The organism is Microcoleus sp. MOSTC5, assembly GCF_036701825.1.
GTDB lineage: Bacteria > Cyanobacteriota > Cyanobacteriia > Cyanobacteriales > Microcoleaceae > Microcoleus > Microcoleus asticus.
The window spans coordinates 1-13,074 of record NZ_JAUBRK010000053.1 but is presented as its reverse complement, the minus strand read 5'-3'; the positions used below and the strand labels follow the sequence as shown (position 1 = coordinate 13,074).

15 protein-coding genes are annotated in these 13,074 nt (G+C 47.1%); 6 read left to right on the top strand and 9 right to left on the bottom strand.

The genetic code is table 11. The features are described 5' to 3' along the window. Window positions 1–42: 42 nt before the first annotated feature. From gor to QUA54_RS24905, 3 genes are all read right to left on the bottom strand, one after another. Window positions 43–1,386, bottom strand: coding sequence for a glutathione-disulfide reductase (gene gor / locus QUA54_RS24915; protein ID WP_333416738.1), 1,344 nt, complete (start codon window positions 1,384–1,386; stop codon window positions 43–45). Window positions 1,387–1,569: 183 nt separating this feature from the next. Beyond that, on the bottom strand, window positions 1,570–2,409 hold the full coding sequence (locus QUA54_RS24910; protein WP_333416737.1) for a DUF4231 domain-containing protein: 840 nt from the start codon (window positions 2,407–2,409) through the stop codon (window positions 1,570–1,572). A 273-nt stretch (window positions 2,410–2,682) separates the two neighbouring features. Then, window positions 2,683–2,946, bottom strand: a complete 264-nt coding sequence (locus QUA54_RS24905; protein WP_333416736.1) for a hypothetical protein — start codon at window positions 2,944–2,946, stop codon at window positions 2,683–2,685. A 9-nt stretch (window positions 2,947–2,955) separates the two neighbouring features. Here QUA54_RS24905 and QUA54_RS24900 point away from each other — a divergent pair, with 9 nt between their 5' ends. Next, complete coding sequence (locus QUA54_RS24900) at window positions 2,956–3,720, top strand: ABC transporter ATP-binding protein (RefSeq protein WP_333192977.1); 765 nt, start codon at window positions 2,956–2,958, stop codon at window positions 3,718–3,720. A 171-nt stretch (window positions 3,721–3,891) separates the two neighbouring features. On the opposite strand, the gene QUA54_RS24895 is transcribed toward QUA54_RS24900, so the two are convergent. The 3 genes from QUA54_RS24895 to tadA all read right to left on the bottom strand — a co-directional run bounded on the left by QUA54_RS24895 (window position 3,892) and on the right by tadA (window position 5,961). Continuing rightward, the gene (locus QUA54_RS24895; RefSeq protein ID WP_172190047.1) at window positions 3,892–4,272 is read right to left on the bottom strand and encodes a hypothetical protein; all 381 of its coding nucleotides are present in this window, start codon (window positions 4,270–4,272) and stop codon (window positions 3,892–3,894) included. Between the two features lie 175 nt (window positions 4,273–4,447). Next, window positions 4,448–5,173: a lysophospholipid acyltransferase family protein gene (locus tag QUA54_RS24890; RefSeq protein ID WP_333416735.1), complete on the bottom strand. Its 726-nt coding sequence runs from the start codon at window positions 5,171–5,173 to the stop codon at window positions 4,448–4,450. Window positions 5,174–5,460: 287 nt separating this feature from the next. Further along, window positions 5,461–5,961, bottom strand: a complete 501-nt coding sequence (gene tadA, locus QUA54_RS24885) for a tRNA adenosine(34) deaminase TadA (RefSeq protein WP_172190043.1) — start codon at window positions 5,959–5,961, stop codon at window positions 5,461–5,463. Between the two features lie 79 nt (window positions 5,962–6,040). Between tadA and QUA54_RS24880 the strand changes: the two genes are divergently transcribed. Both QUA54_RS24880 and menB read left to right on the top strand, forming a co-directional pair. Next, the gene (locus tag QUA54_RS24880; protein WP_333416734.1) at window positions 6,041–6,637 is read left to right on the top strand and encodes a TerB family tellurite resistance protein; all 597 of its coding nucleotides are present in this window, start codon (window positions 6,041–6,043) and stop codon (window positions 6,635–6,637) included. Between the two features lie 305 nt (window positions 6,638–6,942). Continuing rightward, window positions 6,943–7,776: a 1,4-dihydroxy-2-naphthoyl-CoA synthase gene (menB, locus tag QUA54_RS24875; RefSeq protein ID WP_172190039.1), complete on the top strand. Its 834-nt coding sequence runs from the start codon at window positions 6,943–6,945 to the stop codon at window positions 7,774–7,776. Between the two features lie 232 nt (window positions 7,777–8,008). Here menB and QUA54_RS24870 read toward each other — a convergent pair whose 3' ends face one another. After that, a complete protein-coding gene (locus QUA54_RS24870; protein WP_333416733.1) occupies window positions 8,009–8,308 on the bottom strand; it encodes a hypothetical protein in 300 nt (99 codons plus the stop codon). Between the two features lie 513 nt (window positions 8,309–8,821). Between QUA54_RS24870 and QUA54_RS24865 the strand changes: the two genes are divergently transcribed. From QUA54_RS24865 to QUA54_RS24855, 3 genes are all read left to right on the top strand, one after another. Continuing rightward, the gene (locus QUA54_RS24865; RefSeq protein ID WP_333416732.1) at window positions 8,822–10,045 is read left to right on the top strand and encodes a hypothetical protein; all 1,224 of its coding nucleotides are present in this window, start codon (window positions 8,822–8,824) and stop codon (window positions 10,043–10,045) included. 269 nt (window positions 10,046–10,314) lie between these two features. After that, entirely contained in the window at window positions 10,315–11,019 is a 705-nt protein-coding gene (locus QUA54_RS24860; protein ID WP_172190033.1) for a PspA/IM30 family protein, read from the top strand. Window positions 11,020–11,318: 299 nt separating this feature from the next. Then, the gene (locus QUA54_RS24855; RefSeq protein WP_333192968.1) at window positions 11,319–12,101 is read left to right on the top strand and encodes a PspA/IM30 family protein; all 783 of its coding nucleotides are present in this window, start codon (window positions 11,319–11,321) and stop codon (window positions 12,099–12,101) included. Window positions 12,102–12,219: 118 nt separating this feature from the next. Here QUA54_RS24855 and QUA54_RS24850 read toward each other — a convergent pair whose 3' ends face one another. Both QUA54_RS24850 and QUA54_RS24845 read right to left on the bottom strand, forming a co-directional pair. Continuing rightward, window positions 12,220–12,486 (bottom strand): transposase, encoded by a 267-nt coding sequence (locus tag QUA54_RS24850; protein ID WP_333416772.1) that lies wholly within the window; start codon window positions 12,484–12,486, stop codon window positions 12,220–12,222. A 45-nt stretch (window positions 12,487–12,531) separates the two neighbouring features. Further along, window positions 12,532–12,798, bottom strand: coding sequence for a transposase (locus tag QUA54_RS24845; RefSeq protein WP_333416731.1), 267 nt, complete (start codon window positions 12,796–12,798; stop codon window positions 12,532–12,534). Between the last annotated feature and the right edge of the window lie 276 nt (window positions 12,799–13,074).

Sequence of the window (13,074 nt, the reverse complement as noted above, 5' to 3'; positions counted from 1 at the left end):
GCTATTAGCCAGGGACTTAAGTCCCTGGCGGCTTCGCCCGCTTTACCGCAAAGTAACAAACTCTTCAGCCGTGGACGGGTGAATGCCAATAGTCGCGTCGAAGTCTTTCTTCGTAGCTCCCATATTAACAGCGATCGCCATTCCTTGAATAATCTCGCCCGCGTCTTTCCCCACCATGTGCACGCCCAAAACTCTGTCAGTATTAGTTTCAACAACTAACTTGACAAAAGTCTTTTCATCTGCACCTGTCAAAGAATGAAACATCGGTTTAAACTTGGCTGTATAGCACTTAATTGATTCGGGAAACTTAGCTTTAGCCTCCTCTTCTGTTAAGCCAACTGTAGCTGCTTCCGGCTGGGAAAATACTGCTGAGGCAACATTTTCGTGACTGATAGATCTGGGGTTATTACCAAATTCAGTATCGGCAAAAGCACGACCTTCAGCGATCGCAATTGGCGTTAAATTGATGCGGTTGGTGCAATCTCCGACTGCAAAAATGTGCGGCTGGCTGGTGCGGCTGTCTTTGGTAACTGCGATCGCACCTTGATCGGTTTCTACTCCCGCGTTTTCTAAACCCAATTTTTCCAAGTTTGGCAAGCGCCCGGTAGCGGACAAAAGCGCGTCTACTATTAGCGTTCCTTCGGATTTTCCCGACAGCGTTAATTTTAAACCTTCTGGGGTTTTCTCAATGTGATTGATCGAGCTTTCTGTCAAAAATTCAACTCCGTGCTTAGTCATTCCTTCTTGCACGTTAGCGCGAATTTCTTCGTCGAAGTAGTGCAGAATTCGATCGCGCCGGATGATTTGAGTTACTTGGCTTCCCAATCCGTTCATAATGCAAGCAAATTCGACGCCGATGTAGCCGCCACCCCAAATTGCCAACCGTTTTGGTTGCTCTTTTAGCAGGAAGATTTCGCGGGAGGTAATCGCGTGTTCTATGCCTATAATTGGGACTCTTTGCGCTTCTCCGCCGACTGCAATTAAGATTTTGGCTGCGGTAAATTTTTTGTCACCAACTTCGACGGTGTGGGGGTCGATAAATTTGGCGTATCCTGAAATTAATTCTACTCCGGCTTTTTCGAGAAAGCTGATGTGCAGTTTGCTGAGTCGGCGCACTTCTGCGTCTACTGTGGTGACGAGTTTTTCCCAATCGAAGCTGCTTTCTACTGGACTCCAGCCGTAGCCGATCGCATCTTCGTAAAGGTGCGAAAATGTTGAGGCGTAAACCATTAGTTTTTTGGGAACACAGCCGCGAATTACGCAGGTTCCGCCTACTAAATCATTTTCGGCGATCGCCACTTTTGCTCCGTAGGATGCTGCTCGCTTGGAACTCGCCAATCCGCCGGAACCTGCACCTATCACAAACAAGTCGTAATCGTATGTCATAATTGTGTTACCAACAATCTCCAACTTCCCAAGTTTACGCTTAACTTTTCTTAATCATAGCTCAAAAATTTTGCTTTTGAGGAGCACTTTTGATAACTACATTTTGAGAACTACATACAGAGCTAATTGAGGGAGCAGGTAGCATCACTCAACCCTACCTGCTTACTGGTATTGTCAGCTTCGTTAACTCTGCTGCTGTGACTCGGTAGATTGAGCTGGCTCTGTATTCTGCTCCTTTGACGCTGTTTCATCTGGTTTTTGGATTTGCTTGAGATGAATCTCATTCACCTGATTGATAAAGTTTTCTATTGCCATTTTTGTCATTTGTTGATTTTGGGCTTCGTCGGCTACATCATAGCAACGATAAGCTGGAGTCACTCCTAATACAAATTTCTCCTGTTCCGCTTCTAACAATTCCACAGTCGTGTTAGCAGAAATCCAATTCTCCTGAAAAGGAAAGGAGGTAACTATACTGGCGACTATGGAGGCGACAGCGGGACAAATTACGGGGAGCCACTTGAGCAACGATTGACCTGGTTCCAATTTGTCTACCAATACTAAAATTGGTGTGACTCCCGATAAAACAACGGTTGCCAATTGGAAAGTATAGTAAATATTTCTCGAAGTCTCTCTAGTGTTTTTATAGTCGTCAATCAACTCCTGGCAATATCGTAAAGCCTTTTCTCTCACCGGGGTAATCGGATTGTTATCCGAAACATCATTCGGGTTTAATAGATAATTATATAGTTGAGCTTTTTTTCGGATATCTAACTGATTAGCACTATTCCGAAAGTTGCGATCTAATTGTCTATTGGTCAGGAACAGAAAAATAAAACTAGATAGAAAAACAGCTCCCAAAATAACGATAAGTTGGTTGTCTAGAAAAACTCTGGTAAGGATGCCTGCACCCACAAAAGCGGCCAGGGATAAATACTCAACTATTTTCAAGAAAGATAAAATTTGTGGACTCGATGAGACTGTATTAGAAATCTCGGTCTGGTTGGTATCGGTATAATTAGTCATTGCTTTGTAATCTGTTTGGCGATCGGATACAAGTTTAGCCTATTGGGGTTTCTATTCCACCCAAGCCCTGTCAACCTGGTGAAGAAGACCCTCAAACCCATGAAAATTGGTGGCGGGCGATCGTTAAATCTGATTCTTTTAACAGGTGATTACCAACAATAGTTCGGACAGTTTTTAATTGGCAAACCTAGAATAAGGGTTCAAGACCATTGGGCAATCGAGCTACCAACGGAAAATCGTGGGTTTCAGACTGCGAACTAAAAACAGTCCGAACTATTGTACCAAAATAAAAGCAGATGAACTAATCACTGGCTTGTTGTTAGACTTAGAGATGGTTATCTTTGAATAGTCCATGCGATCGCCTCTACTTGAGTTGGTAGATTTTTTTTCCACTCCGACTGTACCTCCACGTCGGGTCAAAGTATTCACTATGACTTGAAGATAGAGATTCTGTTCGTTAACATCGAAACAGCCGTCACCCCGAACGCGAATACTGATGGGAAGTGTTAGCTTAGTAGTTAGTTGTGTCGATCGCACAGAAAAAAAATGCCTGAACTACAAACCGATACATACCAAGACCTCGACCCGCAAGTCCTCTCAAAGCCCGTTGTTGTCGGTCTGGAAGAGGTAACAAAAGTTTACGGAATTGGCGACCTCGAAGTTCGCGCCTTAAACGGCGTCAGCTTGACGGTAAGACAAGGAGAATATTGCTCGATTATGGGCGCATCGGGATCGGGCAAATCTACAGCTATGAATATTATCGGCTGTCTCGATCGACCTACGAGCGGCAGTTACTATTTAGACGGCGTAGATGTCGCCCAAATGCCCGAAGCAGAATTAGCCGGAATTCGCAATTTAAAATTGGGGTTTGTATTCCAACAATTTCACCTGTTGCCTCAATTGACCGCCTTAGAAAATGTCATGTTACCGATGGTTTATGCCGGCATTCCCGCATCAGAAAGACGCGAACGGGGAGTAGATGCTTTAACAAAAGTTGGTCTGGAAAGTCGGCTGCAAAACAGACCGAATCAACTATCAGGAGGACAGCAGCAGCGGGTGGCCATCGCCCGGGCTATCGTCAACCGTCCCGTGTTGTTGCTGGCTGACGAACCTACAGGTGCATTGGATACAAAAACTACTCAAGAAGTAATGGATATTTTTACCGAATTCAACGAAAGCGGCATGACTGTGGTTATGGTAACGCACGAACCGGAAGTGGCGCGCCAAACTCGCCGCGTTGTCTGGTTCCGAGACGGTAAAGTTATTCACAATAATCTCAACCCCGAAGAGCTTTCACACGCTGTATTTTAGTATAATAGTCGCCGAAAATTCGGCGATTTCAATCGCTTTTTGTCAAACTTTCGTCCCTCTCGCTTGAGACTGAAGAATGAAGAGGGTATTAGTCGTCATAGCGAGGAATTTACCTATTAGACAGGGGTTTTCAACCCCTGGCGGACTAATAGACAAACGCCACATATCTGCTTAATGAAAAGCACTCGGAAAAGCTTCCCAAACTCGATCTACAAATTCTCTAAGTTGCCGAGAAGCGATCGCACCATCCTTTTTTTCAGAGTCCAGAGACTGCAACTGACTCAACAGCGAAATTACCTCGGTATCCAGCGCCGCCCGAAACAAACTCCCCGGCCACAGCAAATCAGCACCATCCCGCAAATCGGATAAAGTGTATTCTTCCGACCATTGCGCCGATAAATCCTGCCCTGACAGTAATACAACTAACATTAAAGGGCGCACCCAACAAACTTGACGTGCCTCAACCACTTGGATAACCTCTGAATGCAGGCACGCATTTCCACATTCTAAACTGACAATTTGACCCGGCTTAAAGTTCAAAGCACAATCCATTAATGCTCACACTTAATACAGACATAAGAAAGCAGCGAAATAAGTGCTGCATCTCTCGACAGCACCAGAAAACATTATATCATAATTCCTTCTTCCTTATTCCTTATTCCTTCTTCCTGACATCCGCTACATCCGTTACATCCGTTACAGAATCCGTTGCCGAACTTCCTTCTTCTCAACATTCATCAAGATTTTTAAGAGCCTTTTCGAGTTGGGCCGTCAACAATGGTGCTTCTTTTTTACCGCCGCCATTGGCATAATCCGCCACGGAAATCGGAGAACCGATCGCAATTTTCACCTCAGAACCCCATTGAGGAATGCGCGGGCGATAGCGGATACTCATCGGTACAATTTTCACCCCTAAACCCGGTTTGCTCAACTCTGCTTGAATTGCCAAACGCGCCAATCCAGGCTTGATCGGGTGAACTTCGCCATCCTGAAAAATGCCGCCTTCGGGAAAAATCACCAACATCTGCTTGTCGAGGAGTAGTTCCACGCCGTAACGAAGACTGCTAATTGCTGGATGCTTGATATCCACAGCAAACCCTCCCAAATTTCTGATGAACCAACCTTGGAGTCCTTTCACTTCATCAGCAGTTACCATGAACCGCAAATCGCGTCCAGTCACCATCTGTCCGGTTGAATAGGGCATCATCAGGGCATCCCATCTGGAACGGTGCGTAGGGGCTAAGATGACAGGCCCGTCTTTCGGCAAGTGCTCCTGTCCGGTTACCTCAATCTTGCCAAAATGAAACGGTAGGACAATATAGTGACCTAGCGGATAGAGCAAGGAGGTTAACCAAGGAGAAACGCGAGAGGTATTAAATACTACCTTGGCAGGCATTGGCTTCACTAGAGATGATGTACTGGACTCAACGGCGATCGTGGCGGTGTGGCGCATAGCAATTAAGCTGCTTTATCGAGATCTAAAGTCTAAAGTAAGTTGTTGGACAAATCTTTAGTTTTTGGATCGGGACAGTTTTGCTATTGGCATTGTGCCGATCGAGCGATCGCGCCCGCAAGAGATAATCTCTAACAGGTAAAACCTCAGCCAACCGGACAGCATTAATTAATACAGACCAGTCGGCCACCTCGAAAGCTTGAGCGGGCAATTACGGATCTATTATTTCAGTTAAAGGGTCAATTGCGATTAAACATCGTTCATAAGAGAGTAAAAAATTTTACCTGTTAATTTTTCCGGCGCGCTTCAAACCAAGAAAGCAACCGATCGCGGCAAACAGACTCCATAATACCGCCGAGCACCTCCAAGCGGTGACACGAATGCGCGCTATCGGGAATATTAGCAGCAGTCCGAATCGTTCCAGTTTTCGGGTCATCTGCTCCGTATACCAGCAGGCCAATCCGAGCTTGGACGATCGCACCAGCGCACATCGGGCAAGGCTCCAGCGTGACGTAGAGCGTGCATTGATTAAGATGCCAGTCTTGCAAAACTTGCCCGGCCGCCCGCAAAGCCAAGATTTCAGCGTGAGCAGTCGGATCGCAGTCTCGCTCTCGTCGATTTTGCGCTTCGGCAATCAATTTGCCAGTACCGTCAACAATTGCAGCACCCACGGGTACTTCACCAGCATCACCCGCTGCTTGTGCCAGTTCCACAGCCCTAGCCATCCAGCGTTTGTGAATAAAATAAGTAGTATCACTAATAGACAACGGCTCAGTTTTAGAATTCACGTCATACCTACGTAACAGAAAAAACTTAAGATCGAGAAAGAAAATTACATTACAGCTTAAGAGAGAGTCATTTTTAATTATGGACACCACCACAATCACCAGTGAAGTTGTTGAGCTGTTGTGTCGCATTAGCCGGCAAAAGCTCCGGGAACAAGATATCACTCCTTTGGTAGTCTTTCTGACTGCTCTGATTTCGATCCTGCGCGGAGTGATGATTATTGACAGGACGATCGCAGTTGAAGAAGAAGAACGGCTGCAAAAGACTCTCAAAGCCTTTGCCAGCGGCGACCCCGATCGGATAGAACTAATTCAGCGCCTTGTCAAAGGAGTATCCAAACAGCAGGTTTACTTCAACCCCACGGAATTGCTAACCCTGACAGCTTTGTTCTCAGAATCAGAAAAGCTGTTGCTCATCGGTTCTGGCTACGAAATGTCAGCGGCAGACGGACACATCGACCTGCGGGAGCAAATGTACTTACAGTCGATGGGAAATCGGCTCGGCCTCGACTCCAGACACATTGCAGTCCTAGATACTTTATTTACTAAAGAAGGAACCCTCGACTCAGAAGCTTTTGGCGAAGTTCAAGCTTTACTCGATCCCAGCGAATTCGAGTCCCGCGATCCGGTATTTGCGAAAGCAGCAAAGCACCTGCTGGCTCTTTTACTGCGCAAATAATGCAGCGCATATAAATTTTTGCGCAGTAAAAGTCGTGAGAGGAGTTCGAGGATTGGACGCTTTTTCCATTTGAGACGGGACTTGCGCGCTCTTACCCTCAAAAACCGGGTTGTTTAACCGCTACCAAGAGCGCTGCACGGCGTATGCTGGTGAAAAACCTGGTTTCTGCCTAAGTCCCGCTTTATTTTTTTGCAAGAGTCGATCGACCCTTGTATCCCATTGAACCGAATCAATCTAAAATCTAAAAGCGACTTGTCGCTGCCTTGATAGACCCAGTTTGGTCTCAAATCTAAAATTGATTGATTATGCAAATTGAATGGCAAACCGCCAAAACCTACGAAGACATTCTATATCACAAAAGCGGCGGCACCGCCAAAATTACCATCAATCGACCTCACAAAAGGAACGCTTTCCGTCCCAAAACCGTGCAGGAACTGTGCGATGCCTTTACTGATGCCCGCGAAGACACAAAAATCGGCGTTGTCCTTTTCACCGGTGCGGGGCCTCATACAGACGGCAAATACGCCTTTTGTGCCGGCGGCGACCAAAGCGTGCGCGGTGCGGCGGGATATGTAGACGAAGGTGGCATACCCCGCTTGAACGTGCTCGACTTGCAGAAGTTGATTCGATCGATGCCCAAAGTTGTCATTGCTTTAGTTGCAGGCTACGCAATAGGAGGGGGCCACGTTCTACACTTAATTTGCGACTTGACGATCGCTGCTGACAATGCTATTTTCGGACAGACCGGCCCAAAAGTCGGCAGTTTCGACGGTGGTTTCGGAGCTAGCTATCTCGCCAGAGTTGTCGGCCAGAAAAAAGCCCGAGAAATTTGGTTTTTGTGTCGCCAGTACAGCGCGCAGCAAGCCCTAGAAATGGGTTTAGTCAACAGCGTCGTGCCCGTCGAACAACTAGAACTAGAAGGGATGCAGTGGGCTGCGGAAATTCTAGAAAAAAGTCCGATCGCGATTCGCTGTTTGAAATCTGCTTTTAATGCCGACTGCGACGGTCAAGCCGGTTTGCAAGAACTGGCGGGAAATGCCACTTTGCTGTACTATATGACGCAGGAAGGCGCCGAAGGCAAACAAGCCTTTTTAGAAAAACGGCAACCTGATTTTAGTCAATATCCTTGGCTGCCATAGTTGGATGGAGAAATCGGTTTTTTTATGCGCTCATATTAAAGTAAATACTGCTGATTTTTATGAGTTAGTAAAGCCAAATGCACCCGATCGCCCAAAAGTGTGAGTATTGATACCAGTTCCCAAAAAAAATGAAACTGCTTTGCCAGATCCAAACCATGATACTTATCGGTGATTCCCCAATCGAAAATCGAAAATCGAAAATAATGGTATGAGCAGCAGGGCAGCCGACTAACTAGACCGATACTGCTGCCGATTTTTCGGTTAACGTTGTGCCTGTAAGCTGGCAGGCATTGCGCTCGGAAAGAGTGACGGTGGCATCCTGCAGCGTCAGAGTCGATTCTTGCCACAGTCCAATTTCTTCTATGTTTTCCCAAGATGACCTAAAAGGCGAAACCGCTAAAGCACAAGCTTTCCAGTGACTTTGAACCGGCCCGCCCAGTAAAGCGCAAACACCCCCGCGTCTGCCCTCAGGGGTATAATGACGGCAGTGACCACAAGCTGAAGTTAAAGGTGAAGTTAAGGAGGTTTGCATAAAAGTTCTTAGGGAAATCATTTTCATCTCTAATTCTCCTTTGCAGAGCTAGCCTGCCTTAGAGCATCCCAGCCTTTATTCTGTCTGGGTTGTAGCGATCCCCGGAGCATAATTAAATTTTATAATTTATTTATAATCTTGTTATATTTAGAAACAATTGCCTCAGTCTTGGCTCATTGTATAGGTAAAAACACAGATTAAAAGTTTATAAAGCGGTCAGGGATCAATAAAAAGTACAAATGCCGAACGAGTATGAGAGGTTATAAACAAGCGGTATATCCGGATACAGAAAGCTGCTTCGAGTCTCGCTAAGCAGCCTCCGGGACACAGAAACAATTAAGTTTTAAAATTAAAATCAAAAGATAGCTGCTAGCGATCGACAGCAGGCGATCCGGCCCCTGTTGCATTGACGCTAAAACTAGCTAATCATAAAATAGGCAAGTTTTCAAGCTTCTTGTTTATATCTACAATCAAAACATTAAAATCAATTCAGAGGCGGTAGGAGTTTTGCTAATGAGTAAGCGTTCTTCGGTTGAATCCCCAAATCATCAATCCTCTTCAACCCCAATCAAGCCTGCTTTGCAAGCAGTCCTGGGGAGTCTGGATGTAAACCTAGAAGCAGAACTGACAACATACAGAAGGCACAGGCGGCGAGCCGAACAGTGGGTGTCCCCATCAGTTCGTACTGGCAAGCAAACAGCCACAACCGAGCAACAGCTAGCCCAAAATTTGCCCCTGGAGGCCGCGGAGGAAACCCAGCAGCCGCTGTCCCTGCCCCTATCCCTTGCCGGCATCCAGGGCGATGCCCCGCTAGCAACTACCAGGGGCGGCACAAAATTATCTAGCAGTGCCTTCGCACCCAACAATTATCTCGAATCAAGCGAAAAACTGATCGAAAGTTTGGACGAGTCAAAAGCCGAGCCTGCCGTCGAACGCAGTTTAGCAGCCAGTCTGTTAACTCCCTTGGGACTGAGTTCGATGCTGCTGTTTCTGCTGTCGTGCACAGCTTTGGGCTACGCAGTCATGCACCCGTCAAGTGTGGCTAAGATGGCCGGCCTGAACCGTTTTCTCGATCGCGGTGCACCCTCTCCAAGCGACAGTCCCGCCTCTACTGCCATCTCAGATACCAGCACCAAGGAACTGCCAAAAGCTCCAAATCTGGTATCCAAGGAATTTGTCGAGCTAGATTTGAGCACTCTCAGCAATGTCAATCCGACAGCCAGCGCTATTCCTTCCCCGTCGCCAAAAGCCTCAATCCCGCCCAATCCGGCAGCGCCTCCTGGCCCCAGCGCGGCTGTCCCGATTCCGACAGAAGATGGCAACCCCGCCAGAGGGAGAGAACAAGGACTCAACAATATCAGCACGGCTTTGCTTCCCAGTCCCCGCCCCAGCGCCCAGCCAGTGCCGACACTGCCGACACTGCCTCCAACACCTTCCCCAGCCCAGCCAGCCGCCGCATCCCCGGCGACAGCATCCCCAGCGACAGCATCCCCAGCCGCCGCATCCCCGCTGGGAAGGCCGGCACGCGCTGCCGACGGTTTCTATTACGTTGTCACCGATTACACGGATGCAAAATCGCTGCAGCAAGCCAGAACCGCAGTTCCCGATGCCTACGTGCGGAACTTCTCAAAGGGTGTCAAGATCCAAATGGGGGCTTTGAACGATGCTGCCTCAGCAGAACTTTTGGTGAAAGAACTGCAAGCAAAAGGGGTGAAGCCGCAATACTATCAGCCATAAATTAGGCAAAGAGAATTAAACTGAGGATCGGCGAGTAGGTTGGGCCCGCGGCACGAACCCTCGGTTTCGCTTCACCCAACATTCGCTCAGTTTTGATGGGTAACGCTGGCGCCCTACCCATCCTAAAAATAATCATGGCGACCTAACTTAGAGGGAATTAAAATTTCAAAATTAAAAATTAAAAAGACGATTGATGAGTTTTTATTTTTAGTTTTTAATTCTGATTTCTCTGTCTTAATTCTAAAGTTGAAAATCGGGAGACGGGCCTCATGGGATTATTCGATCGCCTTTGGCGAGTGATTCGAGCCAATATTAACAGTTTGGTCGGGGCGGCAGAAGATCCAGAAAAAATTCTGGAACAGGCTGTAATGGATATGCAGGAAGATTTAGTGCAGCTCAGACAAGCTGTGGCAGGGGCGATTGCAGCTCAAAAACGCACCGAACGCCAGTGTTCCCAAGCTGAGTCTACTGCCGCAGAATGGTACCAGCGGGCGCAGCTAGCTTTGCAAAAAGGCGAGGAAAATTTGGCGCGGGAAGCTCTGACGCGCAGGAAATCTTATCAAGAAACGGCAACGGCGATGAAAGCCAGTCTCGGGCAGCAAAACGCTGTTGTGACTCAACTTAAAGACAATATGCGGGCGCTCGAAAGTAAAATTTCCGAGGCAAAATCTAAAAAAGATATGTATATTGCCCGAGCTCGATCGGCTCAAGCATCGGAAAGGCTTCAAGAAATGATGGGCAATCTCAATACAGGCAGCGCTTTGAGCGCGTTTGAACGGATGGAAGAGAAAGTCATGCAGCTAGAATCTCGCTCCGAAGCAATCGCAGAACTCGGAACTAACGATTTAGAAAAGAAGTTTCTCTCTCTCGAAGGTGCCGAGGATGTCGATACTGAGTTGGCGGCGATGAAAGCACAAATGCTTCCGGGCAAAAATACACCCAAATTGCCCTCGGGCGAGCCGCCCGCATCCTGAACCCCACGCAGCAGAACAATAGTTGAGACGAGCAAAAACTTCTCAACAGCCTAGCTAGAGATGGCTCGAAGCCTGTGGGGGAATTCCCGGATCGAAGTTAAACTCAATAGATAGGTGCATGAATAAGCTTGCCTGCACCACTTACTCGATCGCTTTAAACTGGATTTATCTGTCTGCAAAAATTGCCAAAAACTAAATCGCACTAAAAATCTGACAAGAGTGAATTTCACAACTGCGGGCTAGCGCCTAAAGCCTGCTTTCCACCTACTTCGTACACCTCACCCTGGAAAAATAGCATTATGGGATTATTTGACCGCATTAGCCGAGTCGTCAAAGCCAATCTTAACGATCTGGTCAACAAAGCTGAAGACCCGGAAAAGATTTTAGAACAGTCCGTTACGGATATGCAGGAAGACTTGGTGCAGTTGCGTCAAGCCGTTGCCAGTGCGATCGCCACTCAAAAGCGCACTCAGACTCAGTACAATCAAGCTGAGTCTCAGTCTAACCAGTGGCAGCAGCGGGCTCAGCTAGCCCTGCAAAAAGGAGACGAGACTTTGGCCCGGGAAGCGCTGGTGCGCAAAAAGTCTCACGCTGAAACGGCGGCTACTCTGAAAGCCAGTCTGGATCAGCAAGCGGCTCAGGTGGAAAGCCTCAAGCGCAACTTGATCGGTTTGGAGAGCAAGATTTCCGAAGCTAAGACTAAGAAGGATATGCTCAAAGCGAGGATATCCGCTGCTAAGGCTCAGGAACAGCTCAACAATACCATTGGCACCTTGAATACTGGCAGTTCAATGGCGGCTTTCGATCGCATGGAAGAAAAAGTTTTGCAGATAGAAGCACGCGCGGGAGCTTCGGCAGAATTGGCGGCCGGCGGCAGCAATTTAGAGGAACAGTTCCGCTTGCTCGAAAGCGGCGGTGATGTTGACGACGAGTTGGCTCAGATGAAAGCTCAACTGACCGGAGGTTCTGTGTCTCAAGGTAAATTGCCGGCAGCGGGTAAAACTGCTGCTAGCAGCTCGGAGTCGAGTCCGGTGATTGACGCTGAGTTGGAAGAGCTGCGATCGGAACTCAATAAAATGTAGTAATCTGCTTCATAAAACTTACCTAAACTTGTCTAAAGCCATCTTTAGACACAATTTGGAGTTTACTTCCTACGCTGTTGGGTAAACGGCTAATCCCGAGATAAGTAGGCTATCCCCCTCAAGCCGAGGGTTCCCAGTTTAAAATATTCAAACTGGCATTCAAATCACGATCTAAAGATATGCCACAAACAGGACACTCAAAAATCCGAAGACTTAGTGGCATATCTTTTTTACTGCCACAATTAGAACAGGTTTTAGAGCTGGGAAACCATTGGTCTACCAACACTAGACTAGCTCCATACATTTGGCACTTGTAATCGAGTTGACGTTTGAACTCGTAAAACCCTAGATCTGATATTGCTCCAGCTAACTTGTGATTCGCCATCATCCCCCGAACGTTCAAGCTTTCAATCTTGATTAGTTTGAACGTTTAGGCTAAATAAGTTGTTAGCTTGTGAAGGAAATCTAAGCGAATGCGAGCTATCCGCGCAGGTCGCCGACTAATTTTATTGTAGGTTTTGCGCTGGTTTTGGGAACCTTTTACCTGTTTTGATGCTTTGCGTTGCAATTTAGGAAGTTTGGTTTTCGCTTGCTTTAATGGTTTTGGCGCATCAAAGACCTGCTGAGTTGACAGCGTGGCAAAAGATTTAATGCCTGTATCGATCCCTACAGAGTTCTCATGTTGTCGAACTGGCAAACGTTCGGCATCAAAACAGAAAGAAACTTTCCCAGCGACTCCCTTCTTTTGAAATCGTAAAAGTTTGAGAGACGAATCCGCATTCTAATGGTTCATAAATTCGAAAAGTTCCCAAAGTAGGAATCTTGATGGTGTTGCCAGCGATTAGCAGGACTTTTCCACTAGACGAGTCAACAGTGAAAGATTGACCATCTCGTCGGCTAGGGCGTCGGTTCAGTATTAGGAGTTGACAAAAAAAGGAATTTATGAAATTAGCCAGTGCATGAGTTCGAGTCT

Excerpts from the sequence above, each read along its gene's own strand:
- gor (WP_333416738.1), bottom strand. The coding sequence starts at position 1,386 with ATGACATACGATTACGACTTGTTTGTGATAGGTGCAGGTTCCGGCGGA.
- QUA54_RS24910 (WP_333416737.1), bottom strand. The coding sequence starts at position 2,409 with ATGACTAATTATACCGATACCAACCAGACCGAGATTTCTAATACAGTC.
- QUA54_RS24900 (WP_333192977.1), top strand. The coding sequence starts at position 2,956 with ATGCCTGAACTACAAACCGATACATACCAAGACCTCGACCCGCAAGTC.
- QUA54_RS24895 (WP_172190047.1), bottom strand. The coding sequence starts at position 4,272 with ATGGATTGTGCTTTGAACTTTAAGCCGGGTCAAATTGTCAGTTTAGAA.
- QUA54_RS24890 (WP_333416735.1), bottom strand. The coding sequence starts at position 5,173 with ATGCGCCACACCGCCACGATCGCCGTTGAGTCCAGTACATCATCTCTA.
- QUA54_RS24880 (WP_333416734.1), top strand. The coding sequence starts at position 6,041 with ATGGACACCACCACAATCACCAGTGAAGTTGTTGAGCTGTTGTGTCGC.
- menB (WP_172190039.1), top strand. The coding sequence starts at position 6,943 with ATGCAAATTGAATGGCAAACCGCCAAAACCTACGAAGACATTCTATAT.
- QUA54_RS24870 (WP_333416733.1), bottom strand. The coding sequence starts at position 8,308 with ATGCAAACCTCCTTAACTTCACCTTTAACTTCAGCTTGTGGTCACTGC.
- QUA54_RS24865 (WP_333416732.1), top strand. The coding sequence starts at position 8,822 with ATGAGTAAGCGTTCTTCGGTTGAATCCCCAAATCATCAATCCTCTTCA.
- QUA54_RS24860 (WP_172190033.1), top strand. The coding sequence starts at position 10,315 with ATGGGATTATTCGATCGCCTTTGGCGAGTGATTCGAGCCAATATTAAC.
- QUA54_RS24855 (WP_333192968.1), top strand. The coding sequence starts at position 11,319 with ATGGGATTATTTGACCGCATTAGCCGAGTCGTCAAAGCCAATCTTAAC.
- QUA54_RS24850 (WP_333416772.1), bottom strand. The coding sequence starts at position 12,486 with ATGGCGAATCACAAGTTAGCTGGAGCAATATCAGATCTAGGGTTTTAC.